Consider the following 23,225-nt stretch of genomic DNA (forward strand, 5'->3'; position numbering starts at 1 on the left):
TCCCACCTCCCACCACCCCCCCCCCCCCCCCCCCCCCCCCCCCCCCGCCCCCCCCCCCCCCCCGCCCCCCCCCCCGCTTCTTGCGCTCCAAAGCCCGAGAAGCTAAAGACCTGTGGTTCGCATCCAAGGAGCCCCGCATGAAATTCACGCCCCAACAGGCCGCCAAGGTTGCCGCGCTGGCCCGCCTGCGCCTGCCGGAAGAGAAGCTCGAACGCATAGCCTCGCAGATCGGCGACATCCTGAACTATATGGAGGCACTCGAGGCCTGCGACACCGCCGGGGTGGAGCCGCTCTACAGCCCCGTGGAGCACCCCACGCCGCTTCGCGCCGACGTGGCCGAAAAGACCTTCCAGCGCTCGGACATCCTCTCCGGCGCGCCCGAAACCGACGGGACGTACTTCATCGTGCCCAAGATCGTCGCCGGATAAGGATAAGGAAAGGATACGCTCATGTCCGACATTCTCTCGCTCTCCCTGGCCGGGCTGCGCGCCAGACTGGCCGACCGCTCCGTGAGCGCCACCGACGCCGTCTCCTCCTGCCTGGAGCGCATCGCCGACACCGAACCCGCCATCGAGGCCCTGCTCACCGTCACGGGCGAGGCGGCCCTCACCCAGGCCCAGGCCATGGACGCCGCCGGGCCGGACGCCTCCAAGCCGCTGTGGGGCGTGCCCGTGGTGGTCAAGGACGCAATCTGCACCAAGGGCGTGGCCACCACCTGCGCCTCGCGCATCCTGGAAAATTTCGTGCCCTTCTACGACGCCACCTGCGTGGCGCGCCTCAAGGAGGCCGGGGCCATCCTGCTGGGCAAGGCCAACATGGACGAGTTCGCCATGGGCTCCTCCACGGAGAACTCCGCCTTCCAGAAGACCCGCAACCCCTGGAATCTGGACAAGGTTCCGGGCGGCTCCAGCGGCGGCTCCGGAGCCACCGTGGCCGCCGGGCAGTGCTTCGCGGCTCTGGGCACGGATACGGGCGGCTCCATCCGCCTGCCCGCCTCCTTTTGCGGCGTCACGGGCATCAAGCCCACCTACGGGCGCATCTCGCGCTACGGCGTGGTGGCCTACGGCTCCAGCCTGGACCAGGTGGGCCCGCTGGCCCGCACCGCCGAGGACTGCGCCGTCATGCTGCAGGTGATGTCCGGCCACGACGCCAAGGACTCCACCTCCGCCCCGCGCGAAGTGCCCGACTTCGCGGCCCAGACCGCCACCCGCAAGGATTTGAAGGGCCTGCGCCTGGGCCTGCCCGAGGAGTACTGGGGCGAAGGCCTCACCGCCGAGGTGCGCGCCTGCTGCGACCAGGCCGTGGACGCCGCCAAGGGGCTCGGCGCGGTGGTCGTGCCCGTGAAGCTGCCCCACACCAAGTACGCCATCGCCACCTACTACATTGTGGCCATGGCCGAGGCCAGCTCCAACCTGGCGCGCTTCGACGGCGTGCGGTACGGCTTCCGCCACCCCGACGCCAAGGACCTGCGCGACCTCTACGAGATGTCGCGCTCCGAGGGCTTCGGGGAGGAGGTGCAGCGCCGCATCGTGCTGGGCACCTACGTGCTTTCGGCGGGCTACTACGACGCCTACTACCGCAAGGCCGCCCAGGTGCGCCGCCTGATCCGCCAGGACTTCCTGGATGCCTTCCAGGCCTGCGACGTGATCGTGGGGCCCACCTCGCCCTTTACCGCCTTCGGTTTGGGGGAGAAGGCGGACGACCCGCTCCAGATGTATCTCGCGGATATCTTCACGATCTCGCTGAACCTGTCCGGGCTGCCGGGCCTGTCCATGCCCGTTGGTTTGGGCCAGGAGAGCGGCCTGCCCGTGGGCTTGCAGATGTTCGGCAAGGCCTGGGACGAAGGGACCATCCTGGGCGCGGCCAATGCCCTGAGCGGCGCGCTGCCGCAGATCGGGATGCCGAAAATCTAAGAGCCGAGGCGAAGAAGCCTCCGGCGGCCGGGGGGAGGGCCTCCCCCCGGACCCCGGCGATAGGAGACCGTTCATGCTTCACAGCCTCCTCGGCCTTTTCGTCCTCATCTTCACGGGCTGGCTCCTCAGCTCCAGCCGCCGCGCTGTGCCCTGGCGCATGCTCCTGGGCGGGGTGGCGCTGCAGTTCGCCATCGCCGGGCTCATGCTCAAGGTCCCCGCGTTCTCCGGCCTCTTCATGGCCCTGAACAAGGTGGTCCTGGGCATGGAGGAGGCCACCCGCGCCGGGACCAGCTTCGTCTTCGGCTACCTGGGCGGCGGCCCGGTCCCCTTCCCCGAGCCCAAGCCCGGGCAGAGCTTCATCCTGGCCTTCCAGGCGCTGCCGCTGGTGATCGTCATCGGTGCGCTGACCTCGCTGCTCTTCTATTGGCGCATCCTGCCCCACGTGGTGCGCGGCTTCTCCTGGGTGCTCTCCAAGACCATGGGCCTGGGCGGAGCGCTGGGCGTGGCCGCGGGCGGCACCATCTTCCTGGGCATGATCGAGGCCCCGCTGCTCATCAAGCCCTACCTCACCCGCCTGACACCAAGCGAGATGTTCGCGCTCATGGCCACGGGCCTCTCCTGCATCGCGGGCACCATGCTCATGCTCTACGCGGCGGTTCTCGGGCCTGTGATCCCCGACGCCCTGGGCCACATCCTCACGGCCTCGGTGATCCACGCCCCGGCGGCCCTGGCCATGGCCGCGCTGATGCTGCCAGAATCGGGCAAGCCCACCCTGGGCCGCGAGATACCGCCCTCCCCGGCCACCGGCTCCATGGACGCCGTGGCGCGCGGCACCTGGGACGGCCTGCAGCTCTATTTGAACATCCTGGCCATGCTCATCGTGTTCCTGGCCCTGGTGAAGATCGTCAACCTGGGGCTGGGCTCCGCGCCGGACCTCTGGGGCGCGCCCCTGACCCTGCAGCGCATCCTGGGCTGGGTCATGTCGCCGGTGGCCTGGCTCATCGGCGTGCCCTGGGCCGAGGCCCAGACCGCCGGGAGCCTGCTGGGCACCAAGATCGTGCTCAACGAGTTCATCGCCTTCATCGACATGGCCAACCTGCCCCCGGACGCGCTCTGCCCCCGCTCGCGCCTGATATTGACCTACGCCATGTGCAGCTTCGCCAACCTGGGCAGCGTGGGCATCATCATCGGCGGGCTGGGCGCGCTCTGCCCCGAGCGCCGCGCCGAGGTGGCCAACATGGGCCTCAAGGCCCTGGCCGCCGGAGCCCTGGCCTCGCTCATGACCGGGGCCGTGGTGGGCGTGCTTTTCCCCTGAGGCCGAACCGGCCGGAAAGAAGCGCATTTTTCGACGAACGGCAGGAATTCCTCGGCTAACAGCGCCCGTAAGGGCTCTTTGGCAATGGTGTTCCCGGTGGGCATGTGCTAGGTTTACGCATGCTGCTGGGTATCGACGTGGGGGGCACGCACACCGACGCGGTTCTTGTCGGTGCGGAGGGCCTGCTGGCCTGGGCCAAGGCCAAAACGAACCGCACCGATCTGCTTTCTTCGATCCGCGAGGTTCTGGGCCGCATCGTGCCCGAGGCCGGGGCCGGGCGCATCAGCCGCCTGAACCTCTCCACCACCCTTTCCACCAACGCCATCGTCGAGGGCCTCACCGAGCCGGTGGGCGTGTTCGTGGTCTCCGGGCCGGGCATCGACCCGGCGGCCTACTCCATCGGCGAGCACTACCGCGTCATCCCCGGCTGCACCGACCACCGGGGCCGCATCACCTCCCATCTGGACCTGGCCGCCGCGCGCGAGCACGCCGGGGCCTGCCGCCGCGCCGGAGTGAGCGTCTACGCCTGCGTGGGCAAGTTCTCGCCCCGCAACACCGATTTCGAGGAGACCCTCAAGGAGCTGGTGCACCCCCAGGCGGACTTCGTCACCCTGGGGCACGAGTTCTCCGGCCAGTTGGGCTTCGGCCGCCGCGTGCACACCGCCGCCTTCAACGCGGCGGTCTGGCGGGTGTTCAACCGCTTCGCCGACGCGGTGCAGCGCTGCGCCGTGAGCCTGGGCATGAGCGCGCGGGTGAACATCCTCAAGGCCGACGGCGGCACCATGCCGCTCTCCATGTCGCGCATGTTCCCGGTGGAATCCATCCTCTCCGGCCCGGCCGCCTCGGTCATGGGCATCATGGCCGTGTGCGACATCCAGGAGGACTCGGTCATCCTGGATATCGGCGGCACCACCACCGACATCGCCCTCTTCGCCGACGGCGCGCCCCTGACCAGCCCCGAGGGCGCGGTGATCTCCGGGCGGCCAACCCTGGTGCGCGCCCTCAAGACGCGCTCCATCGGCATCGGCGGCGACTCGGCCATCAGTTTGGTGGACGGCCAGGTGCGCGTGGGCCCGCGCCGCCTCGGCCCGGCCATGTGCGAGGGCGGGCAGACCCCCACCCTCACCGACGCTTTGAACGTGCTGGGCGCGGCGGACCTTGGCGACACCGCGGCCTCGCGCCGGGGCCTGAACGAGCTGGCCGCGAAGCACAACACCGACGGCCCCACCCTGGCCCAGGACGCGGCTCTGGCCGCCGTGACCTCCATCCGGGCCGCCGTCATCGACCTGACCCGCTCCGTCAACGACCGCCCGGTCTACACCATCTACGAGCTGCTCGAAGGCAAGCGCGTCACGCCCAAACGGGTCTACGTCATGGGCGGCCCGGCCCGGGCCATGTCGGGGCTTTTGGCCGAGGCCTTCCCCGAGGAGGTCTTCGTGCCCGAGAGCTACGCCGTGGCCAACGCCATCGGCGCGGCGCTCTCCCGCCCCACGCTCTCGGCCGAACTCTTCGCGGACACCCAGCGCGGCCGGATGCTCATCCCCGGCCTTGACGTGGAGGAATCCGTGAACGGCAGCTACAAGCTGGAGCAGGCCGAGGCCGACGCGGCCCGCCACCTGCGCGGCTACCTGGAGCACCTGCGCATCCCCGACCCCGACGCCCTGGTGGAGACCGTGGAGGCCCAGAGCTTCAACATGGTCGAGGACGACATGCTCGTGGGCCGCAGCATCCGCGTGAAGTGCCAGATCCGGCCCGGCGTGCTGCCCGGCTACCGCAAGGCGGTGGGCTGCCGATGCTGAAAGCGCGCAACTCTCTGGGAGTGGTCTTCTTCCCGGCCTTCGACTGGGCCATCAGCCCCACGCACCCCGAGCGCCAGGAGCGCCTGCTCTACACGCAGGACCAACTCCGCGAGGAGGGCCTCTTCGACGTGGCGGGCATCCGCGAATACAAGCCCGACCTGGCCCGCGTCCCCGACGTGGACTTGGCCCACTTCACCTTCCCGGACGTGGAGCACGTTGTCACCAACTCGCACCTGGTCAGCGCGGGCGGAGCCATGCGCGCCGCGCGGCTGGTGATGGAGCGCGAGGCAGAACGCGCCTTCGCCCTGGTGCGCCCGCCCGGCCACCACGCCATGTCCGTGGTGCACGGCACGCGCGGCTTCTGCACCATCAACATCGAGGCCGTGATGGTGGAATACCTGCGGGAGCGCTACGGCGTGCGCCGCATCGCCATCGTGGACACCGACTGCCACCACGGCGACGGCACCCAGGACATCTACTGGCACGACCCGGACGTGCTCTTCATCTCCATGCACCAGGACGGCCGCACCATCTACCCCGGCACCGGCTTCCCCTACGAGCTGGGCGGCCCCACGGCCATGGGCGCCACCTGCAACATCCCCCTGCTGCCCGGCACCGGGGACCAAGGCTTCCTGCACATGCTCGACCACGTGGTCATGCCGCTCCTGGAGCGCTTCAAGCCCGAGATCGTGATCAACTCCGCCGGGCAGGACAACCACTTCTCCGACCCCATCACCAACATGGCCTTCTCCGCCCAGGGGTACGCCGAGCTGACACGCCGCCTGGGCGCGCAGATCGCCGTGCTGGAGGGGGGCTACTCCATCCAGGGCGCTTTACCCTACGTGAATCTGGGCATCTGCCTGGCCATGGCCGGGGTGGACACCTCCAACGTGCGCGAGCCCGACTTCGACCCCGAGCGCGTCAAGCAGGAGAAGCGCATCACCGAGTACACCGAGTCCCTGGCGGACCAGCTGCTGGAGTACTTCACCGCGCCGCCCGCCCTGCCCAAGCACGGGCGCGTGGAGGGCGAGTGGTTCGTGCGCGACAAGGAGATCCACTACGACACGGACTCCATCTTCGAGCGCCAGCTCGAGAAGGTGCGCATGTGCGGGGAGTGCGGCGGCACGGTGGTCATCGAGAGCCGGGCCGGTTCCGACCCGGTGTGCCTGGCCGTGAGGATACCCGTGGGCGCGTGCCCGGAGTGCGTGAAAAAGGGCCACGAGGTGTTCGAGCTGGGCCAGCGCTCCAGGAACTACCGCCGCGCCATGCTGGTGGACAGGCCCGGCAAGAGCGTGAAGCGGGTGTTGATTTAAGGGAAGGCGGAGAGGGAAGACGCCTCCGGCGGCCAAAGGGAGTTCCTCCCTTTGGAATCCCATTCCGCTTCGCGTTCACGACGATAAATTTGCACTGCCTGGCGACTTTTTCCCCACATAGCCCTATGTGGGGAGACAGCGATCCTTTCTTGAATATGATGCGTCCCATTACCCGGCTGACCGGGAAATCCACAAAAGGACGCATCATGAGAAGCGAACAGGAACTCCAGGCCAATCTGGCCGCCTATTGGCGGCGCTTGAACGCTGCTTGCGGCGTACCCGCGGGCACCCACCCCGACGACCCCAACCCGCCCAGATCTGAACATCGGCAGGCCGCGCCCACGTACCGGGTGAGGCAGGCTGCATTCATGCCCGAGAACGAGCACATCCACGCCTCGTTGATGAGCGACCCCGAAGTGCTCGCAATCCTCCAGGACCACTGGAACGACACGTTCATCCCCAACGATCTAGGCCCCGCTCCAGCCGACCCGGCCGCCCAGCTCCGCTGGTACACCCTGCGCGACCTCAACGCCTTCCACCACAGCCGCCACCGCGCCGACTTCGAGGACGCCCGCAAGCACCGCACCAGAAAGCGCGTGGACATGCTCTTCGCCAGGCTGGCTCACCACGACCCGCTGCACGCCGGAACCATGCAGGTGATGAATCATGTGCTGAAGACCCTCCCGGAGTCCGCCAGGAAGGCGGTGACGAAGGTGTTCTCGCGCTGCCCGCTGGAAACGCTGGAGTTCTACAAGGAACTCCGTGGCGCGGCGGGGAAGGTCATGGGCGCGAATCACCACCGCCGCCGCAGGCGCGATGGCCGCTAGTCAGGCTGAAACGGAATAACCGCGCCGGAGGGGCTGACCTCCGGCGCTATCAAGGAGATGACGATGGATTCCAATGACGCGATCGCCGAAAGCTACCTGCGCCAGCAGGAACTTGATGGCGACCCCTACGGCGAGAAGTTCAATGGGGGGTTGGACCTGATCCCCGTTTCCAACATGTCCGGCCCGGACTCGAACCGGACGGATTTCGACACCGCCCATCCCGTCGGAGGACGGGATGACGATCTCGAACCCGGAAAGCTGAACAAGGTCGTCACCACGAACCCAGTCCCGGACGCGGACGGAGTTTACCGGCAGAAAATCGACTGGGGACAGCTCCATGCCGATGAAGACCCGCTGTTCAAGCAAATCGCAGGCGACAGCAATGAATTCGTCGGCGGCATCCCCAAGCAGGTCTGGGATGGTTTGAGCCAGGAGCAGAAGGACCGGTTCGTCCGTGGGACAGAGGAGGACCGGAGGGCTGCAGCATATGCAGGTGCAGTTACAGGCGGAGTCGCAGGCTTTACTGCTGCTCTTCCTGCCATGTCCTCTGGCCCTATAGGCTGGGGTCTGGCAACGTCAGGCTTGTCGACTTTAGGAGGTGTTGTGGGCTATAACACAGGCTATGACCTGCTGGATAAGGCTACTCCGCCGCAACCGTCGCCGCGCGACAGGCTCCGCGAGCAATTCGAACGAGCAAAGGACCACGATTAAGTAATAGCCCCTGCGCGAGCAGGGGCTTTACTTTACCAGATATATGTATAAATATTACACCGAACAAATACGCTTGAACCAGGTGAGGCCAATGAACAAATTCATCGGTAAATTCATTAATAACATCAGAGGGAGCAAACCTTTTCCTATTTGGAAAATGCTTATCCTTGTCATTATCTACTCACTCGCCCTAGCTTATTTTTTCGGCGATTATATCAGAACGATCAGTTGGCTCAGATGGTAGCCGGGCGGCCTGCCCAATGTGCATATCCAACGCCAACGTGAACAGACCAAAGGCATTCACATGAAAAGGTTGTCCTTCTCCGAATCACACCGCAAATTCGTCCATTGGGCGCTGGAAAAACCCTACCGCCTCCTCATCCTAAGTGTCGCCATTGCGCTTCTCATAACCAGCATCAGGGAGTGCAGAAGGGGCTGACATTGCGACTTGGCGGTTAGTCCGGTGCTGTCAGAATGATGAGTTCGTTCAGATGGTAGTCAGGCAGCCGGTTCGCTTCTGAATGGCCAGCGGTAGAAGCAATAGCCCAAAGGCACTCATGTGAACAAAGTTTCCTTTTTTCAATCCCTCAGAAAATTCACACATTGGCTGGTCGAAAAGCCATACCGTCTCATCCTCTTCGGAGTCGCAACGGCGATTCTTCAGTCCATCATCCGGGAGTTCAGATCAGGCGGTTGACGCATCGGCTGGCACGACGCGCAACCCCTGACACCATCACGCAGCGGCGGCCTCGGCCCCGCTCCCCGCTCATCCCCTCTCGTCCCCCCGCTCCTCCGGGCAGCGCGCCCCGCGCAGCTCCCACCGCTCGCAGGAGAAATCCGGCCCAACCCGGGTGTAGTTCCTGCCGCGCTCCGAGTACGGCCATTGCATCCCGATGTTCAGGCAACGTCCCATGCTGGCCTTGATGTCCATGAAGAAGAAATACTTGCAGGTGCAGCAGAGTTGGCGCGGGGCTGGCGAGGGCTGGCTCATGGCGATCACCCGTTGGCGTGGCCGTTTGGGGAAATGACAAGGGCCGCCGGTCGCCCGGCGGCCCTTGCCTGAATCGAGTCTATTTGGAGAGGTCCTTCACCGCGTCGGCCACCTTGCGCCCGTCGGGCATCTTGGCCCCGGGGTTGATGGCCACCAGCTGGTTCCAGGCCTCGGCCGCTCCGGCCTTGTCCCCCAGGTCGTAGAGCTTCACCACGCCGATGTTCATGCGGGCGATCTCATGGTTGTTCTGCAGCGAGACGGCCTTCTGGAAGGCCTTCAGGGCCTCCTGGGGTTTCTTTATGGCGCGCAGCATCACGCCCATGTCCGTCCAGACGTCGGGCTGCCCGGCGTCCAGGGCAAGGGCCTTCTCGTAGGCGGCCACGGAGCGCTCGGGCAGGTCCGCGTCGAAGTAGAGGTTGCCCAGATCCACCCAGACCTTGACGTCGTTGGGGGTCTTCGCGGCCTTGTCCTCCAGGGTCTTGGCCTGGGCCATCAGGTTGGTCATCATGGGGTTCTGGCCGCCGCCCATCATGGCGTTCATGCCGCCCTGAGGCATCCCCTGAGGAGGCATGCCCTGCGGGGGCATTCCGGCCTGGGGCTGCTGGCCGTGCTCCTGCCCGGCGCCCCTTCCGGCGACGGTCTCCTGGTTGAAGACGATCACCGCGCCCTGCCAGCCCATGAAAACCCCCGCCAGGAGCATGATCGCGCAGAGCAGCACGGCGCTCTGCTTGCGCACCATGCCGGCGGGCACTTGGCCCGGTGCGGATTTGGCGGAGGGATTGGAGGCCGGGGTCTTCTGCTTGGCTTTGGACATGGATTCTCCCTGATGGGTCATGCCGCGCGAGGCGCGGCGGTGCGTTACGATGCCTTCGACGTCCTTGTTGCCGGGTGTGCTACTGCGGCCCGGCGGAGCCCGCGCCCTTGCCGTACTTTGGGTTCAGCGCGGCCTTGCTCAGGAAGTAGTCCAGCTTGATCTTGCGGTTCTTGAGGATGCGGTCGAAGTAGTAGTTGGGCGGCTCCTTGAGCACCAGCCTGTCCTTGGCGCCGTCCAGGAAGACGGCCTCCAGGGCCGGGTCGGGGCAGTCGGCGGTGCCGTCGGGGTGCAGGGTGATCTGCGCCACGAAGGTGATGGACTTGAAGGTGTCCTGCACGTTCGGGGATTTGAGCCGTGCGATGAAGCGGCTGTCCGTCTGGCTGACGCTGGAGAGGTCGATGTCCGCCTTGAACTCGGCCTTGCTGGCGCTGAGCACCTGCCAGCTCCTGGAGGTGAAGAAGGCGTAGGCGTCCAGGGCCTGGCCCAGCGGCGCGGACTTGTCGAAGCGCAGCTTGGCGGCCTTGAAGGGGGCGGCGTCGCCTGATTGCTGCTCCGGCGCGGAGGCCGCAGGGGCCTGGGCCGCGACCTGAGTCGTGGACGGGGCCTGGGCCGAGAGCCCGCGCACGTCCATCTTCTCCAGAGGGAGCGTGAACATGGGCGGCTGGTCGTTGTGGATGAGCAGGTGCCCGGATATCTCCACGGTGAGCTTGCGCTCCGCGGCCTGGTCCAGGGCGGCGCGCCCGGCCGGGCCGAAGAACTCCCTGTCGCCGATGACGATCATCTTGCCGTTGTCGAGCATGAGCCGGTAGACGGTGACCTGGTCCTCCGTCACGGTTGCCACCTTGCCCGTGCGGGTGACCTGCATCTCCTTGACCACCCTGGCTTGCACGGGCGCGGCCAGGAGCAGCGCCGCCAGAGCCGCCAATACGCATGTGCGCGTCATGTCATGAATCCTTTTGTTGGGGTCAGGCGCCGGACTTGCCCTGGGAGGCCTGATCCTGTTTGGGCTGGCTGGGCGGGTCCCAGTAGATCCGGTTCTCCAGAACGGCCATGCAGAACCCGGCCAGGGCCTGGGCCCCTGCCGTGGTCATGTGGATGCCGTCGCGGGCGCGCAGGGTGGCTCCGTTCTCCACATCGGGCTTGGAGAAGGCGAACCCGCCGTCCTGGGAGGAGAACAGGCTCCAGGTGTCCACGTAGTAGCAGTCCTTCTGGGAGGTGACGGTCCTGCGCACCAGGGCGTTGATGTGGCGCAGGTCGCGGTTGAGGTCGCTGTCGGCGGTCACGGGCGAGCCCATCCAGAACACCGTGACGTCCGGGTTCTGGGCGCGGCAGATCTCGATGATGCGGCGCACGCGGGCGGCGTAGCCCTTCTCCCACTCCGGGGAGCGGTAGGTCACCTGGGAGCCGTCGGGGTTGCGCAGGTGCTTGTTGTCGTTGGTTCCGAGCATCACCACCACGGCGTCGGGCCGGTAGCGGCGGGCCATATCCTCCATGTGGCGATCCCAGTCGAAGAAGTCGGGCCGGGCCAGGCCGGATGAAACCTTGCCCAGGCGCGCGAAGCGCAAGCCCGGTTTTTCGGCCACCATCTTCTCCAGTTCGGAGCCGAGGCTGATGGATATGGAGTCGCCCACGACGACGAGCGACTGGATGCGCCGCTTGGGCGCCTGCGGATCGAAAAGGCCCTTGGGACCGAGCTTGGGCCGGTCCAGGGCGGCCAGTGCCTTGGATTTGCTGTCGCTCCCGGCGTGGGCGGAGCTTTCGCCGCCACCCAGCCCGGCGCAGCCGGTGACGGCCAGCGCCATGAGCAACACGCACATTTTCAGAATGAGCTGAATAAAGCGCATGGTCCCCGTTAGGACGCAACAGGGGCCTCCGTCAAGCCGGAAGAAAGGCTCGCCACACTCGCAACACCTCGCCGGTGTTCACTGAACATCCCAAAGCGGAGGCCGATCCCGCCGAGCGGGCATGACCCTGGAGCGCTTGGTTTCAGGGCGTCGCGGTGGCGGGCGCCGGGTGGGCGGCGGCCACTTCCTTGCTGTCCTTGGGTTTGAGCTCGATCATGGAGCCTACGTCCGTCAGGAAAGCCTTGGCGATGATGTCGCCCCCGGCGGGCGAGAAGTGGATCTTGTCGCCCTCGCGCACCTTCACCCGCTTGCCGGAGCCGTCCACCATGTGCTGGGCGTAATTGCCCCCCGCGTCGGCCAGCAGGCTCCAGGTATCAAGGAAGCGGGAGTGGGCCGTGCCCGCGCAGGCCTGCGCGACGATGGCGTTGAGGGCGTGGCTCTTGGCGGAGAGGTCCTGGTCGCCCATGACGGGCAGGCCGATCCAGAAGCTGGCGACGCCCTTCTCCTCCAGGACGGAGAGGAAGCGGCCCAGCCTGGTTTCGTAGACGCCGCGCCGCTTGTCCGCCACGGCGCAGGGCTCGGGGGCCTGGGGGTCCAGGGTCAGGTACTTGGCGTCGTTGGCGCCCATCATCACCACCACGAGGCCCGGGTTGTACTCCTTGAGGAACTGCCGCAGGGCCTGCTCCCAATCGTAGTACTGGGGGTTCTGCAGGCCGCTGGCCACCTTGCCCTTGGGGATCATGGTCAGGCCGTCGTAGCGCTTGAAGATGCGCTCCAGGCTGCCCGACAGGGCGATGGCCAGGGAGTCGCCCACCACCAGCACGTCGCAGGGCAGGTGCAGCCGGGGCGGGGCGGCCTTGGGCTTGGCCTGGAGTGCCGGGGCGGTCGCCGTGGCCAGCGCGGCCTGCTCGGCCTGCCCCTGGGCCTGCGCGGGCGGGCAGGCCAGGGCGGCCTGAACGCCGCCGGAGGCCTCGGGGGCCTGTCCGTCCAGCTCGGCCAGCACGGGCTGCTCGCAGCGGTAGGTGTTCTTGTAGGTGCCGCCGAACAAGGGCGCGGTGGCGCAGTCCAACTCAAGCCCGGCGGCCGCCAGGCCCGTGCCCTGGTAGAGGGCGTCGACATTCAGGACGAGTTCGTGCGCCCAGCCGGGCAGGCCCTGCTCGAAGCGGGAGCCGAGCCAGCTCTCCACGCGGTCGAACTGCACGAGCACGGCCACGGCCAGGGCCAGGGCGTATATTCCGATGATGCGTCCACCCTTCATGGGTCCGTCGTCCTTTTACCTAGAAAGAGAAGTATATGAACGGCAGCATGCCGTCTGGTCCCATACGAACGATCAACGCCGCCAGCAGGCCCAGCGCGGCCGCGAAGGCCGGGGCGGGCAGGCGCTCCAGCCAGGCCGGGCAGGCGCGCAGCACGTCCAGGCGCAGCCCCTGCAAGGCGATCACGGAGACGGTGATGACGGCCAGGGTGAGGCCGGGGCCGGTGCCCTCCCCATCCAGGGAGGCTATGCGCGCAAGCACGTCCATGGCGGTGGCGAAATCCGGGGCCGCGAAGAACACCCAGGCCAGGGTGACGAAGCCGAAGGTGCACGCCCACTTGAGGGCGTCGCAGGCCTTGCCCATCCAGCCCTCCGCGGGCAGCTTGAGCCGCCCGCCCAGGTGGTGCGTGGCCACGAGGCCCGCGCCGTGCAGCAGGCCCCAGGCCAGGAAGTTCAGGCTGGCCCCGTGCCAGAAGCCGCCCAGGCCCATGGTGGCCAGCAGGTTGAAGTCCCGCCGGATGGCGGAGCAGCGGCTGCCGCCGAGGGGGATGTAGAGGTAGTCCCTGAGCCAGGTGGAGAGGCTTATGTGCCAGCCCTGCCAGAACTCCTGGAGGTTGCGGGCCTTGTAGGGGCTGTGGAAGTTGTCGGGCACCCGCAGACCCAACAGCCCGGCCAGGCCCTGGGCCAGGTCGGAGTAGCCGGAGAAGTCCAGGTAGATCTGCGCGCTGTAGGCCAGCACGCCCATGAGCGCCCCCAGGCTGGAGAAGCCCTCGGGCGCGCTGAAGAGCTGGCGCGTGACGTGCTCCGAGAGGTAGCTGGAGAGCGCCACCTTCTTGAACAGGCCCACCGCGATGAGCCAGAAGGCCTGGTTGGAGTCGGTCCAGGCCGGACGGAGGTCGTGCAGTTGGGGGATGAAGTCCCTGGCGCGCAGGATCGGGCCGGACATGACCGTGGGGAAGAAGGCCATGAACAGCAGCACGTCCATGAACTGCCAGCGGGGGCCGTCCGGGTTGCGGTAGGCGTCCATGACGCAGCCGATGCCCTGGAAGGTGAAGAAGGAGATGCCCACCGGCATGAGCAGGGTGATCTCCGGCAGCAGGCCCGTGAGGTCGGAGGCCAGTCCGTAGTACTTGAAGAAGCACAGCTCGCCCAGAACCACGACCAGGTAGGTGGCCAGGATGGCGCGGCGCGAAGGCCCCAGGGGCAGCGCGTCGGCGGCGGGCCGGGCCAGCAGGCGCGCGGCCGCCCAGGTGGCGGCGCTCACCCCGAACAGCAGCAGGGCGAAACCCGGGTGGAAAGAGGCGTAGAAAATATAGGAGGCGGCCAGCAGCAGGAACCGCCAGGCCGTGTTGCGCTCCCGGAGGGTCCAGGAGAGCGCCAGCACGCCCAGGAAGAAGAAGGCGAACTCCAGGCTAAGCAGCTGCATAGGAAGCGAAGGCGGAATGCATGATGGCTCCGGATCAGGACGGGCTTGACGCGGCCTGCGCCCTGTTACACTCTCACACGCGCCCGGACACAGTCCGCTCGGCACGCACTCGATAAAAATTAATTGTAATATCGGATGATTGGGCAGTGACTTCGCCGAAGCGCGCTTTCACCCCCCCGGATGTCCGGCATTCTATCCCTCGGCCCGAAAAAGGCAACCGCCAACAGGGCCCCGGAGGCCACATGCAAGAGCTTTTGCAGGAATTGATCGTCATCAACAGGGAGATGCTCACGGAGCTGCGCCTGATCCGCCAGGCCATGGGTGCCGCACCCGCCGAGGATCGAGCCGCCCCGCCCCGCGCAGAGGCCGCGCAGCCCGCTTTCGCGCCCGGCCAGGAGGAGCCCACCTTCGACATCCAGGAGGCCCCGCGCACTCCCCCGCCCCGCTTCACCCCGCAGGATCTGGAGGACATCCACGGCAGCCTGCTCCAGGGGCTCAAGCAGCGCAACAAGCAGAAGAGCGACGCCTTCGACCAGTTCCAGAAGCGCCACAAGGACTGGTAGCCGATCCCGCCGCCCAGCCCATGCGCCTCCTAGAAATGGTGCAGGGCGCAGGCCGCGCGCACCTTCTCCACCACCTCGGGGTCGGGCTGGAAGGGGTTCGCGGCCATGGGCGGAACGGGCGGAGTAAGCTCCGCGCCGAAGGGGGTGGCGGCCAGCAAGTCGCCCAGGGCGTGCGCCAGGAGCACCTCGAGGCTGAGCACGTCGGCCGCGTTGTAGGCCAGCAGGGTATCCATCACGCGCTCGTCCCCGTGGCGCTCCCACTCGCGCCAGAGCACCACCGCGCCCCAGCCGTCCACGCCGTCCAGCTCCCTCCGGGAGAGGCCGTAACGCTTCTCGCAGGCCTTGAGGCCCCCGCCCACGCCCAGACTCTTGAGCACGAAGCGCAGGTCCACGTGGGCCTTGGGGGCGCGCACGCCGAGCACGCGCTCCAGCACGGGGATGTCGAAGCACTTGCCGTTGAAGGTCACCAAGAGCTTCACCCCTGCCAGATCCTCATGGAGTTCCTCCATGTTGCGACCGTGGACGTAGCTGCGCAGGCGGCCCTTGTGGTACAGGGCCACGGCCGTCACCGTTGGGAATGCCTCGCCGTCGGTCTCGATGTCGAGGTAGCCCGCCTCGGGCAGGAAGTGCGGCAGAAGCCGCCAGGCGTTGCCGGAGCGCAGGCGCGCGGCGAACCAGTCCGCGTCGCCCAGGGCCAGGGCTTCGGCAGAGCGTTCAAGCTCCGGGCGCAGCAGGGCCGCCTTGGCGGCGGAGACGGGCGGTTTGGGGGCGCAAAGAAAATCCTCCCAGGTGCGGATGCCCGCATTCCACAGGGAGGATTCGCTTTTTGGACCTACGCCAGGCAGATGGATGAATGTGCGCCCGAGCATGGCTCCAGAAAAGACCGTTAAACCTTGGTCTTGTCGGAAGGGGCCGCAGTGGTGGTCGTGGTCGTGGAGGCGGTGGTCGTCGTCTTGGAGTGATCGCTTTCGATCTTCTCCGGAGTGACGTCCGTGTCGTTCATGGCGCTTTTGAATTCCTTGATGCTCTTGCCCAGGTCACGGCCGAGGTTGCCGAGGCGGCCGGGGCCGAACAGCAGAAGAATGATTGCCAGAACGATGATCCAATGCCAGATGGAAAAGGCTCCCATGAGCGTCTCCTTGTCTCGTTGCGCTGGGGATATACCCGCACGGGGAAACTAAGCTCGGCATTGGTGTTTGGCAATTGAAAACTTTTTAATGAGGCTCACTCCAATGTGTGGACGCTTCGCCCTGGGCATACCCCGAAAGCTTATTCGAGAACGTTTCCAGATGGAAACGGTTCCTGATGCTCCCGCGCGCTACAACATCGCGCCGGGGCAACTTGTCGAGGCCGTCACCGAAAACGAGCACGGCAGGCAGATGGGCCTCTATCGCTGGGGCCTGGTTCCCTTCTGGGCCAAGGACCCCGACATAGCCGCCAGGACCATCAACGCCCGAGCCGAGACGGCGGCCGAAAAGCCCGCCTTCCGAGCCGCCCTGCGCCACCGCCGCTGCCTGGTGCCCGCCCAGGGCTTCTACGAGTGGACCGGCCCCCCGAAGAAGCGCCAGCCCTGGTTCATCACCCCGGAGGACGGCTCGCTCATGGCCCTGGCCGGGCTGTGGGAGCACTGGGAGTCCCCCCTGGGGGAGGAGTTGCTCACCCTGACCATCATCACCTGCGAGGCCAACGAGTTCGTGGCCCCGCTGCACACCAGGATGCCCGTGGCCGTTCGCCCCGAGGACGACGCCCGCTGGCTGGACCCGGCCCTGGACGACCCCAAGGAGCTGGCGGACATCCTGGCCCCGCGCCCCTGGCCCGGCATGGCCCGCTGGATGGTGGGCACGGCCGTGAACGCCTCCGGGCACGAGGGGGAGGGGCTGATCGAACCGTTACGGACGCTTGGCTGAACCGGACGGGCGCTTCAAGCACCCACAGCCGGCCCACCGAACGTCCGCGCACAAGGAGCGCCGCAATGCGAATCAGGGACGAACAACCCGGGGACGCGCCCCGCATCACGGAAATCCAGTACGCCGCCTTCAAGGGGCACCCCAGGCATCCGCCCGGAGCCGGGCCGTTCGAGCATCATATCGTGGAAAAACTGCGCGCCTCGGGGGCGCTCACGCTCTCGCTGCTTGCCGAGTTGGATGGGCAGGCCGTGGGGCACATCGCCCTCTCGCCCGCCGCCGTGGGGCAGGACGAGGAAGGCTGGCTCCTGCTGGGGCCGGTGGGCGTGCTGCCGGAAATGCAGGGCCGGGGCGTGGGCTCCGCCCTGGTGAGGGAGGCGCTGGCCAGGATGCGCGGTGCGGGAGCCTCCGGCGTGGTGCTGGTGGGCGATCCGGGCTACTACGCGCGCTTCGGGTTCTTAAGCCTGCCCGGCCTGGGCTACCCCGGCGTGCCGGGGCAATACGTGCTGGCGGTGAGCTTCGGCGGCAACCCGCCCCAGGGCGATATCGCCGCCCATGAGGCGTTCGACGCGGGCGGGCACTAGGGCGCGTTCAGCCGCATTCGGTGCTCCCGGATCGCCGGGAGTCCCTTGCTGAAAACGAGCAAATGCGGCTTGCACCAGATGGTGCAAGCCGCTGAAATCCATCTCCGTTTCTCAACAGAATCCCGTCACACATCACTTCCCAATCGTATCCAGCCACTTCTCCACTGTCGGCAGCGTGCCCCGCACGATCTCCCGGATTCCTTCGTGGTTGGGGTGCAGGCCGTCCGGCAGGTTCAGCGCCGGGTCGCCCGCCACGCCCTCCAGGAAGAACGGATAGAGCGTCAGGCCGTATTTCTGGGCCAGCCTGGGGTAGATGGCCGCGAACTCCTCGCCGTAGCGCTTGCCCATGCCCGAAAGCGTCCTCATGCCCATGAGCAGCACGGGCACGCCGCGCTCCTTGCAGGCCGCGATGATCCTGTCCAGGTTGGCCTCGGCCTGGGCCGGGTCCAGGCCGCGCAGGCCGTCGTTGGCCCCGAGCTCCAGGATCACCCCGTCCGGTGACGAAGCCAGCACCGACTTCACCCGCGACACGCCGCCCGCGGTGGTGTCCCCGGAGACGCCGAAATTCACCACCGCCACGTCGCGCCCGCGCGCGCGCAGCTCCTTCTCCAGAACAGCCGTGAAGGACTGCCCCCCCGGCAGCCCGAACCCGGCGGTCAGGCTGTCGCCCAGGGCGGCGATTGTCAGGGCCTTGGCCTGAACGTCCATGAAGCCTCCCAGCAGACATATCACAAGGGACAGAAATCCCAGACATTTCGCGTACACGTTGCCATCCCCGCGCCTGTCGTGCCATGAGGGCCCATGGACGACTTGATCGCACTTTCCGACGTTACGCTCACCCTACCGAGCCAGGCAGGGCCGGTCAACATTCTGCGGGGAGCCAGCCTGCACGCCAAGGCCGGGGAACATCTGGCAATCGTCGGCCCCTCGGGCGCGGGCAAGACCACCCTGCTCATGCTCCTGGCGGGGCTGGAGAAGCCCAGCTCCGGGCAGGTGCGCGTGGCCGGGCTGGAGCTCTCCGGCCTGGACGAGGACCACCTGGCCCGCTTCCGCCTGGAGAACGTGGGCATCGTGTTCCAGAGCTTCCACCTGGCCCCGGCCATGACCGCGCAGGAGAACGTGGCCCTGCCCCTGGAGTTCGCCCGCAAGCCCGAGGCCATGCGCCTGGCCGCCGAGGCCCTCACGCGCGTGGGGCTGGGCGGGCGGCTCACGCACTACCCGGCGCAGCTCTCCGGCGGGGAGCAGCAGCGCGTGGCCCTGGCCCGGGCCGTGGTCAACAACCCGCGCCTGATCCTGGCGGACGAGCCCACCGGCAACCTGGACCACGAGACCGGCGAGATGGTGGTCTCCATGCTCTTCGACCTGGCGCGGCAATCCGGCGCGACCATGGTGCTCGTCACCCACGACATGGGGCTGGCCGCCCGCTGCGGGCGCACCGCCCGCATGGAGGACGGCGTGCTCTCGGACCATCCGTGACCCGGCTGGACCTCGATTCCACTCCGCCACGGATCGGGATGCGCCCAACCCTGGCCCGGCTGGCCCTGCTGGGGCTGGTGGTACTGGGCACGCTCTGGGGATTCAACAAACATTTCGAGAACGTGGCCACGCGCCTCCAGGCCCAGGAGGCCATTTCCGACGAGACCGGCCAGCTCCCCCCGGAGCGCCTGGCCCTCTTGCGCGAAGCGTCCTCGGCGCTGCGCGAGGCCTACGGCGTCCACCTCGCAATCGTGGTGCGCCCAGGCACAGTCGCCGCCCCGGCGCCCGACCCCAAGACGCTCTTCATCGGGCTGGACACCGCCTCCAACGCCGCCGTGGTCCAGCTGCCGCCCCTGCTGGCCAAGGCCCTGCCCCCGGAGCTTGCCCAAAGCCTCGCGAGCGGATACTTCGACGCCTACCTCGCCGCCGGGGCCTGGCCCGAAGGGCTCGACGCCGGCGTGCTCGCCATACTGGAGGCATTACGTGACCAACGCTGAGACAGTCATCATCCACTCCGACGGGGCCTGCCTGGGCAACCCCGGGCCCGGCGGCTACGGCGCCATCCTGACCCGGGGCGGGCAGGACGTGGAGTTTTCCGGGGGCTACAAGCTCACCACCAACAACCGCATGGAGATACTGGGCGTCATCGTGGCCCTGGAGGCCCTGGAGGCCGCCAGCGACGTGCGCGTGGTGACCGACTCCATGTACGTGCGCGACGCCATAGAGAAGCGCTGGCTGGCCAACTGGAAGCGCAACGGCTGGCGCACCGCCGCCAAGACCGCCGTGAAGAACCGCGACCTCTGGATGCGCCTGGACGGCCTGCTGGCCAAGCACCGCGTCAAGTTCGAGTGGGTGCGCGGCCACAACGGCCACCCCGAGAACGAGCGCTGCGACGAGCTGGCCCGCCGCGCGGCCCAGGCCCGGCCCCAAGCCGTGGATGAGGGCTACGTGAACTAGAACCGCCGGGGCTGGCCACCGCCGGCCCCATCCCTCCCCCCTCCGCAAAGGATGCAGGGCATGTCCGCAGATTCACCAGACGCTCCCGGTCAGCCCGCCGTCAACCCGGCCCGTTTCAAGGTGCTCTCCACGGCCTGCCTGGCGCACATCGTCCAGGACGGCCTCACGGACATGCTCTACGTGTTCTTCCCGGTCTGGCAGCAGCTCTTCGCCCTGAGCTTCTCCGAGGTGGGACTGCTCAAGACGCTGTTCTCCGGCACGCTGGCGGCCTTACAGATTCCGGCCGGGGCGCTGGCCGCGCGCCTGGGCGTGCGCACCACCCTGGCGGGCGGCACTGTGCTCACCAGCCTGCTGCTCTTCTGCACCAGCTTCGCCGCCACGCCGCTCGCGCTCTGGGCCCTGCTGATCCTGGGCGGGGCGGGGGCCAGCGCCCAGCACCCCGTGGGGGCCTCGGCCATCGCCCAGGCCTACACCGGCAAGGCATCCCGCAACGCGCTCAGCGCCTACAACTTCACCGGCGACCTGGGCAAACTGCTCTTTCCGGCCGTGGCCGCGCTGCTCATAGCGAGCTGGGGCTGGCCCGCGGCCATGCGCGGCATATCGGGCGGGGCCGCGCTGCTGGGCGCATTCATGTTCCTAGTGATGCGCGGCACCGGTTCCGGCCCCGATTCTAGTGGCGCGATTCAGGCCAGACAGCCCGCCGCCGCCGACCGCGCCCGGAATGGGCTGGGCCTGCCCTTCTGGTCCATGGCCGTGATCGGCATCCTGGACAGCGCCACGCGCATGGGGTTTCTGACCTTTCTGCCCTTCGTGCTGCGCGACAAGGGCGCGGACATGCCCACCCTGGGCCTGGCCCTGGGGCTGATCTTCGCGGGCGGAGCGGCCGGGAAGCTGCTCTGCGGCATGGTTGCCTCGCGCGTCGGCATCCTGCGCTCGGTCATCATCACCGAGGCGGCCACCGCGCTGATGATCTACCTGGAGACCGCCTCCCCGCTCTGGCTGGCCCTGGGCGTGTGCCCGCTCTTGGGCGTGGTGCTCAACGGAACGTCCTCCATCCTCTACGGCAGCGTACCGGAGCTGGTGGAGCAGGAGGCGCGCGGCCGGGCCTTCGCCTGCTTCTATACAGGGACCATCGGGGCCGGGGCCGTTGCGCCCCTGATCTACGGGGCGCTGAGCGACATGATCGGGGTGGAGCTTTCCGTGAAGCTGGTGGCGGCGATGGTCATGCTGGCCGTGCCGCTGACGCTGCCGCTGAGGGGGAAGATGCGGGGGTGAGGGGGGAGAGCGCCTCGATGAGCTAAAAGCGGGACACCCGCCCAGGCGGGCGTCCCGCTTTTTATATTCTATTTAAAACGGTTACGTCACTAGATGCCGACGAACAAGCTGAATTGGTTCAAGACAGCCTTGCCGTTATATTCCAAGCTTCTCAAAGAATATTTGATTACGCATTTTAGCATCTCTCAGAACTTTGTCCCAACTGACAACCTCAATGTAAAGGTTGATGTTTCCCATCCAATTAAACCACCCCATCCGGTCGGGCATGGGCTTAAAGTCCTTCTCGCGATGTAGCCAAACTTCTACCTTGGGAGTCAGATCACACACCACATATCCATAGAACGGCGTATTGTCCGCTACAAGCATCTTACGACCCTCTGGCGTCTTATACCTACCATCACGGATCTCATTCACATATCTGACAATTTGTTGCACCGGATCTTCGCGCGAAGATGGGTTTACAAAGTCATCACGTTGCGGCTTTTTGAATTCAAAGATTACGATTGGATTGCTCGCTTCATTGTCACCACGGAATAGTACACGCTTGTTATAAACTAAAAGATCTGGGCGATCCGTGTTCGTCCCGTTGAGAGGGATATCTGATGACACCCATTTCGTAAAATTTAAACGCTCATCGACAATCCAAAGATTGTGATCTTTAAACGGCGTTGCATCAGAGTCGCCTTTGCGCGGAAAGATTATATCGTGTACAACGCCTTCAGAAGAATATGCACCGGACTCGTCCGTTTCCAGACTCTTGCCAAAGATATCGAGTATAGCACGTCGCATCGCGATGTAATGAATCAAGTCGTTCTTACTTGTGCCAGAAACCCTTTCGACGATCTCTGTCACTCGCTCATGCGTTTTCTCGAAGTTCTTCTCAGCTAGCAGCCTTGCGACATCTTTACGGATTGCAACCTCCTGCCAAAACTTTTCCTTCTGAAGACGCACTTCAATATCTTCTTTTGAAGCATTATACGGCATACTACTCAAGTCAACACTCTCTAAAAGTGCTTTGTGCCAAGGCGCTTCTTCATCTACATAAGACTGTACACGTTCCTTCTTGCGCTGCTGTCGCAAAGTGATATCCTCGCCCACCGCCTTTCGTGCAATCAATGCGGCGCACTGTTCTATCTGGCTCTGCGCAATGCCATAGACGAGATCTCTTTCCATCTGAAACTCGAACCCGCCACGTTCCAAAGAGACATGCCGATCTAGGTAAGCTCCGAACACATAAGCTCTGACGATGTAGTTCCGATCACGGTCGTTTTCACTAGCTCCACCTCTCTCAACAAACTCGTCTTCAAACTCTGGAATGTATTTGTGAATCAACGAACCAGATACTTCCCGTTTGTGCGCAACCAAGCTGACCTTACTTTTCTGGTTGCGCGGAGAAAACAGTTTAAAGACGCGGACAGAAAATACTTCGTCAGATTCATGCGCTTTAAGAGTAAATTCCTTGCCCTCTATACCGATCTCATAAATGACGGCAGACAACTGGTTGATAACGAAATCATTGAGGTGAATCTCGTCACTGCCATCCTGTTCTGCAAGAACAATATCAGGGCAAACATAGTCCTGCGTGATAAAGTATGGGAGAAGATGCTCCACAAGGATACGGGCAATTGTTGGTAGCTTTTTGTCGAACCCACGCCCGCCCTTAAGGCCGACAAGGGATACTGTCGATCCGGTGTTGATCTCCTTGGACGGGCCAATCTTCTCGCGAACGATGATATCGTGCTCCTTGCCCATTGAGAAACTACGGAACTTGAACACGTCCCCATCGCGATAGACGCTCTTGACATGCACGTCCTCAAAATACTTGAGACTGATAAAGCGGCCAAACCCTTTAGCGCCTTCCGCAATCTTAAGATCTGTGTATAAAGTATCGAAGGACTTGCGGTGAGCTTCGTTGAAGCCCACGCCATTATCCACAATGTCGAAGCCCACGATCTCCGGAAGGCTACCGTCATACTCGACTTGGCGGCTACGCTGTACGTGCACGATCACCTTGCCATCATTTCTTCCGGTTTCGTCGATGGCCTGAATACCATTTACAATCATCTCGATGACGGGACTGTAGGCGGTCGTATTAGCGCGAATATTTTCAACTGCCCGCTTGATATTGACATTACTCATGATCAAACACCCCGCATGTCCCCTAACTTACCGGGATTCTCTACTGACCTGACATGCTACAAGCTGCATGGTCCAGCATTGCCGACAACACTTCTCCAACGATATTCTATGATTAAAAA

Annotated in this window: 24 protein-coding genes; 14 read left to right on the forward strand and 10 right to left on the reverse strand. The window is 65.6% G+C overall.

Annotation, left to right across the window (positions count from 1 at the left end; all coding sequences use genetic code 11):
- Positions 1 to 137 precede the first annotated feature (137 nt).
- The 7 genes from gatC (at position 138) to MLE27_RS07080 (ending at position 7,878) form a co-directional block, all read left to right on the forward strand.
- A complete protein-coding gene (gene gatC / locus MLE27_RS07050) occupies positions 138 to 428 on the forward strand; it encodes an Asp-tRNA(Asn)/Glu-tRNA(Gln) amidotransferase subunit GatC (protein WP_243311356.1) in 291 nt (96 codons plus the stop codon).
- Positions 429 to 449: 21 nt separating this feature from the next.
- Positions 450 to 1,913, forward strand: a complete 1,464-nt coding sequence (gene gatA / locus MLE27_RS07055) for an Asp-tRNA(Asn)/Glu-tRNA(Gln) amidotransferase subunit GatA (protein ID WP_243311357.1) — start codon at positions 450 to 452, stop codon at positions 1,911 to 1,913.
- Between the two features lie 73 nt (positions 1,914 to 1,986).
- Positions 1,987 to 3,228 carry a NupC/NupG family nucleoside CNT transporter gene (locus MLE27_RS07060; protein ID WP_243311358.1) on the forward strand — a complete coding sequence of 414 codons (1,242 nt, stop codon included), beginning with the start codon at positions 1,987 to 1,989 and terminating at the stop codon, positions 3,226 to 3,228.
- A gap of 119 nt (positions 3,229 to 3,347) precedes the next feature.
- Positions 3,348 to 5,027: a hydantoinase/oxoprolinase family protein gene (locus MLE27_RS07065; protein WP_243311359.1), complete on the forward strand. Its 1,680-nt coding sequence runs from the start codon at positions 3,348 to 3,350 to the stop codon at positions 5,025 to 5,027.
- Complete coding sequence (locus MLE27_RS07070; protein WP_243311360.1) at positions 5,021 to 6,340, forward strand: histone deacetylase family protein; 1,320 nt, start codon at positions 5,021 to 5,023, stop codon at positions 6,338 to 6,340. The genes MLE27_RS07065 and MLE27_RS07070 overlap by 7 nt, the downstream gene beginning before the upstream one ends.
- Positions 6,341 to 6,546: 206 nt before the next feature.
- Positions 6,547 to 7,167 (forward strand): hypothetical protein, encoded by a 621-nt coding sequence (locus MLE27_RS07075; RefSeq protein ID WP_243311361.1) that lies wholly within the window; start codon positions 6,547 to 6,549, stop codon positions 7,165 to 7,167.
- 63 nt (positions 7,168 to 7,230) lie between these two features.
- A complete protein-coding gene (locus MLE27_RS07080) occupies positions 7,231 to 7,878 on the forward strand; it encodes a hypothetical protein (protein ID WP_243311362.1) in 648 nt (215 codons plus the stop codon).
- 766 nt (positions 7,879 to 8,644) lie between these two features.
- On the opposite strand, the gene MLE27_RS07085 is transcribed toward MLE27_RS07080, so the two are convergent.
- The 6 genes from MLE27_RS07085 to MLE27_RS07110 all read right to left on the reverse strand — a co-directional run bounded on the left by MLE27_RS07085 (position 8,645) and on the right by MLE27_RS07110 (position 14,208).
- Positions 8,645 to 8,869: a hypothetical protein gene (locus tag MLE27_RS07085; protein ID WP_243311363.1), complete on the reverse strand. Its 225-nt coding sequence runs from the start codon at positions 8,867 to 8,869 to the stop codon at positions 8,645 to 8,647.
- Positions 8,870 to 8,948: 79 nt separating this feature from the next.
- A complete protein-coding gene (locus MLE27_RS07090; protein WP_243311364.1) occupies positions 8,949 to 9,683 on the reverse strand; it encodes a tetratricopeptide repeat protein in 735 nt (244 codons plus the stop codon).
- 79 nt (positions 9,684 to 9,762) lie between these two features.
- Positions 9,763 to 10,626, reverse strand: a complete 864-nt coding sequence (locus tag MLE27_RS07095) for a hypothetical protein (RefSeq protein WP_243311365.1) — start codon at positions 10,624 to 10,626, stop codon at positions 9,763 to 9,765.
- Between the two features lie 22 nt (positions 10,627 to 10,648).
- The gene (locus MLE27_RS07100; RefSeq protein ID WP_243311366.1) at positions 10,649 to 11,527 is read right to left on the reverse strand and encodes an SGNH/GDSL hydrolase family protein; all 879 of its coding nucleotides are present in this window, start codon (positions 11,525 to 11,527) and stop codon (positions 10,649 to 10,651) included.
- Positions 11,528 to 11,669: 142 nt separating this feature from the next.
- Complete coding sequence (locus MLE27_RS07105) at positions 11,670 to 12,785, reverse strand: SGNH/GDSL hydrolase family protein (protein WP_243311367.1); 1,116 nt, start codon at positions 12,783 to 12,785, stop codon at positions 11,670 to 11,672.
- A 19-nt stretch (positions 12,786 to 12,804) separates the two neighbouring features.
- Positions 12,805 to 14,208, reverse strand: a complete 1,404-nt coding sequence (locus MLE27_RS07110) for an MBOAT family O-acyltransferase (protein ID WP_243311368.1) — start codon at positions 14,206 to 14,208, stop codon at positions 12,805 to 12,807.
- A gap of 242 nt (positions 14,209 to 14,450) precedes the next feature.
- Between MLE27_RS07110 and MLE27_RS07115 the strand changes: the two genes are divergently transcribed.
- Positions 14,451 to 14,771 carry a hypothetical protein gene (locus MLE27_RS07115; RefSeq protein WP_243311369.1) on the forward strand — a complete coding sequence of 107 codons (321 nt, stop codon included), beginning with the start codon at positions 14,451 to 14,453 and terminating at the stop codon, positions 14,769 to 14,771.
- A 29-nt stretch (positions 14,772 to 14,800) separates the two neighbouring features.
- Here the strand turns inward: MLE27_RS07115 and MLE27_RS07120 are convergent, their stop codons facing one another.
- Complete coding sequence (locus MLE27_RS07120) at positions 14,801 to 15,640, reverse strand: ribonuclease H-like domain-containing protein (RefSeq protein WP_243311370.1); 840 nt, start codon at positions 15,638 to 15,640, stop codon at positions 14,801 to 14,803.
- Positions 15,641 to 15,657: 17 nt separating this feature from the next.
- The gene (gene tatA / locus MLE27_RS07125) at positions 15,658 to 15,900 is read right to left on the reverse strand and encodes a twin-arginine translocase TatA/TatE family subunit (RefSeq protein WP_243311371.1); all 243 of its coding nucleotides are present in this window, start codon (positions 15,898 to 15,900) and stop codon (positions 15,658 to 15,660) included.
- 103 nt (positions 15,901 to 16,003) lie between these two features.
- On the opposite strand from tatA, the gene MLE27_RS07130 reads away from it, so the two are divergent.
- Together MLE27_RS07130 and MLE27_RS07135 are read left to right on the forward strand one after the other, a co-directional pair.
- Positions 16,004 to 16,678, forward strand: coding sequence for an SOS response-associated peptidase (locus MLE27_RS07130; RefSeq protein ID WP_279355720.1), 675 nt, complete (start codon positions 16,004 to 16,006; stop codon positions 16,676 to 16,678).
- 65 nt (positions 16,679 to 16,743) lie between these two features.
- On the forward strand, positions 16,744 to 17,259 hold the full coding sequence (locus tag MLE27_RS07135) for a GNAT family N-acetyltransferase (RefSeq protein WP_243311373.1): 516 nt from the start codon (positions 16,744 to 16,746) through the stop codon (positions 17,257 to 17,259).
- A gap of 132 nt (positions 17,260 to 17,391) precedes the next feature.
- Here MLE27_RS07135 and MLE27_RS07140 read toward each other — a convergent pair whose 3' ends face one another.
- Entirely contained in the window at positions 17,392 to 17,967 is a 576-nt protein-coding gene (locus MLE27_RS07140; protein WP_243311374.1) for an arylesterase, read from the reverse strand.
- Positions 17,968 to 18,060: 93 nt separating this feature from the next.
- Here MLE27_RS07140 and MLE27_RS07145 point away from each other — a divergent pair, with 93 nt between their 5' ends.
- The 4 genes from MLE27_RS07145 to MLE27_RS07160 are packed head-to-tail and all read left to right on the forward strand — an operon-like array spanning position 18,061 to position 20,967.
- Positions 18,061 to 18,735 (forward strand): ABC transporter ATP-binding protein, encoded by a 675-nt coding sequence (locus MLE27_RS07145; protein WP_243311375.1) that lies wholly within the window; start codon positions 18,061 to 18,063, stop codon positions 18,733 to 18,735.
- Positions 18,732 to 19,232 (forward strand): TPM domain-containing protein, encoded by a 501-nt coding sequence (locus MLE27_RS07150; RefSeq protein WP_243311376.1) that lies wholly within the window; start codon positions 18,732 to 18,734, stop codon positions 19,230 to 19,232. The genes MLE27_RS07145 and MLE27_RS07150 overlap by 4 nt, the downstream gene beginning before the upstream one ends.
- On the forward strand, positions 19,219 to 19,692 hold the full coding sequence (rnhA, locus tag MLE27_RS07155; RefSeq protein ID WP_243311377.1) for a ribonuclease HI: 474 nt from the start codon (positions 19,219 to 19,221) through the stop codon (positions 19,690 to 19,692). The genes MLE27_RS07150 and rnhA overlap by 14 nt, the downstream gene beginning before the upstream one ends.
- A 60-nt stretch (positions 19,693 to 19,752) precedes the next feature.
- Positions 19,753 to 20,967 (forward strand): MFS transporter, encoded by a 1,215-nt coding sequence (locus tag MLE27_RS07160; protein WP_243311378.1) that lies wholly within the window; start codon positions 19,753 to 19,755, stop codon positions 20,965 to 20,967.
- Between the two features lie 135 nt (positions 20,968 to 21,102).
- Here MLE27_RS07160 and MLE27_RS07165 read toward each other — a convergent pair whose 3' ends face one another.
- Positions 21,103 to 23,106 carry an ATP-binding protein gene (locus MLE27_RS07165; RefSeq protein ID WP_243311379.1) on the reverse strand — a complete coding sequence of 668 codons (2,004 nt, stop codon included), beginning with the start codon at positions 23,104 to 23,106 and terminating at the stop codon, positions 21,103 to 21,105.
- Positions 23,107 to 23,225 lie beyond the last annotated feature (119 nt).

Origin of the sequence: Fundidesulfovibrio agrisoli (assembly GCF_022808715.1) — a bacterium.
GTDB lineage: Bacteria > Desulfobacterota > Desulfovibrionia > Desulfovibrionales > Desulfovibrionaceae > Fundidesulfovibrio > Fundidesulfovibrio agrisoli.

Excerpts from the sequence above, each read along its gene's own strand:
- MLE27_RS07085 (WP_243311363.1), bottom strand. The coding sequence starts at position 8,869 with ATGAGCCAGCCCTCGCCAGCCCCGCGCCAACTCTGCTGCACCTGCAAG.
- MLE27_RS07065 (WP_243311359.1), top strand. The coding sequence starts at position 3,348 with ATGCTGCTGGGTATCGACGTGGGGGGCACGCACACCGACGCGGTTCTT.
- MLE27_RS07165 (WP_243311379.1), bottom strand. The coding sequence starts at position 23,106 with ATGAGTAATGTCAATATCAAGCGGGCAGTTGAAAATATTCGCGCTAAT.
- MLE27_RS07105 (WP_243311367.1), bottom strand. The coding sequence starts at position 12,785 with ATGAAGGGTGGACGCATCATCGGAATATACGCCCTGGCCCTGGCCGTG.
- MLE27_RS07145 (WP_243311375.1), top strand. The coding sequence starts at position 18,061 with ATGGACGACTTGATCGCACTTTCCGACGTTACGCTCACCCTACCGAGC.
- MLE27_RS07100 (WP_243311366.1), bottom strand. The coding sequence starts at position 11,527 with ATGCGCTTTATTCAGCTCATTCTGAAAATGTGCGTGTTGCTCATGGCG.
- MLE27_RS07080 (WP_243311362.1), top strand. The coding sequence starts at position 7,231 with ATGGATTCCAATGACGCGATCGCCGAAAGCTACCTGCGCCAGCAGGAA.
- MLE27_RS07070 (WP_243311360.1), top strand. The coding sequence starts at position 5,021 with ATGCTGAAAGCGCGCAACTCTCTGGGAGTGGTCTTCTTCCCGGCCTTC.
- MLE27_RS07095 (WP_243311365.1), bottom strand. The coding sequence starts at position 10,626 with ATGACGCGCACATGCGTATTGGCGGCTCTGGCGGCGCTGCTCCTGGCC.
- tatA (WP_243311371.1), bottom strand. The coding sequence starts at position 15,900 with ATGGGAGCCTTTTCCATCTGGCATTGGATCATCGTTCTGGCAATCATT.
- MLE27_RS07160 (WP_243311378.1), top strand. The coding sequence starts at position 19,753 with ATGTCCGCAGATTCACCAGACGCTCCCGGTCAGCCCGCCGTCAACCCG.
- MLE27_RS07060 (WP_243311358.1), top strand. The coding sequence starts at position 1,987 with ATGCTTCACAGCCTCCTCGGCCTTTTCGTCCTCATCTTCACGGGCTGG.
- MLE27_RS07140 (WP_243311374.1), bottom strand. The coding sequence starts at position 17,967 with ATGGACGTTCAGGCCAAGGCCCTGACAATCGCCGCCCTGGGCGACAGC.
- MLE27_RS07120 (WP_243311370.1), bottom strand. The coding sequence starts at position 15,640 with ATGCTCGGGCGCACATTCATCCATCTGCCTGGCGTAGGTCCAAAAAGC.
- MLE27_RS07110 (WP_243311368.1), bottom strand. The coding sequence starts at position 14,208 with ATGCAGCTGCTTAGCCTGGAGTTCGCCTTCTTCTTCCTGGGCGTGCTG.
- gatC (WP_243311356.1), top strand. The coding sequence starts at position 138 with ATGAAATTCACGCCCCAACAGGCCGCCAAGGTTGCCGCGCTGGCCCGC.
- gatA (WP_243311357.1), top strand. The coding sequence starts at position 450 with ATGTCCGACATTCTCTCGCTCTCCCTGGCCGGGCTGCGCGCCAGACTG.
- MLE27_RS07115 (WP_243311369.1), top strand. The coding sequence starts at position 14,451 with ATGCAAGAGCTTTTGCAGGAATTGATCGTCATCAACAGGGAGATGCTC.
- MLE27_RS07090 (WP_243311364.1), bottom strand. The coding sequence starts at position 9,683 with ATGTCCAAAGCCAAGCAGAAGACCCCGGCCTCCAATCCCTCCGCCAAA.
- MLE27_RS07130 (WP_279355720.1), top strand. The coding sequence starts at position 16,004 with ATGTGTGGACGCTTCGCCCTGGGCATACCCCGAAAGCTTATTCGAGAA.
- MLE27_RS07075 (WP_243311361.1), top strand. The coding sequence starts at position 6,547 with ATGAGAAGCGAACAGGAACTCCAGGCCAATCTGGCCGCCTATTGGCGG.
- MLE27_RS07135 (WP_243311373.1), top strand. The coding sequence starts at position 16,744 with ATGCGAATCAGGGACGAACAACCCGGGGACGCGCCCCGCATCACGGAA.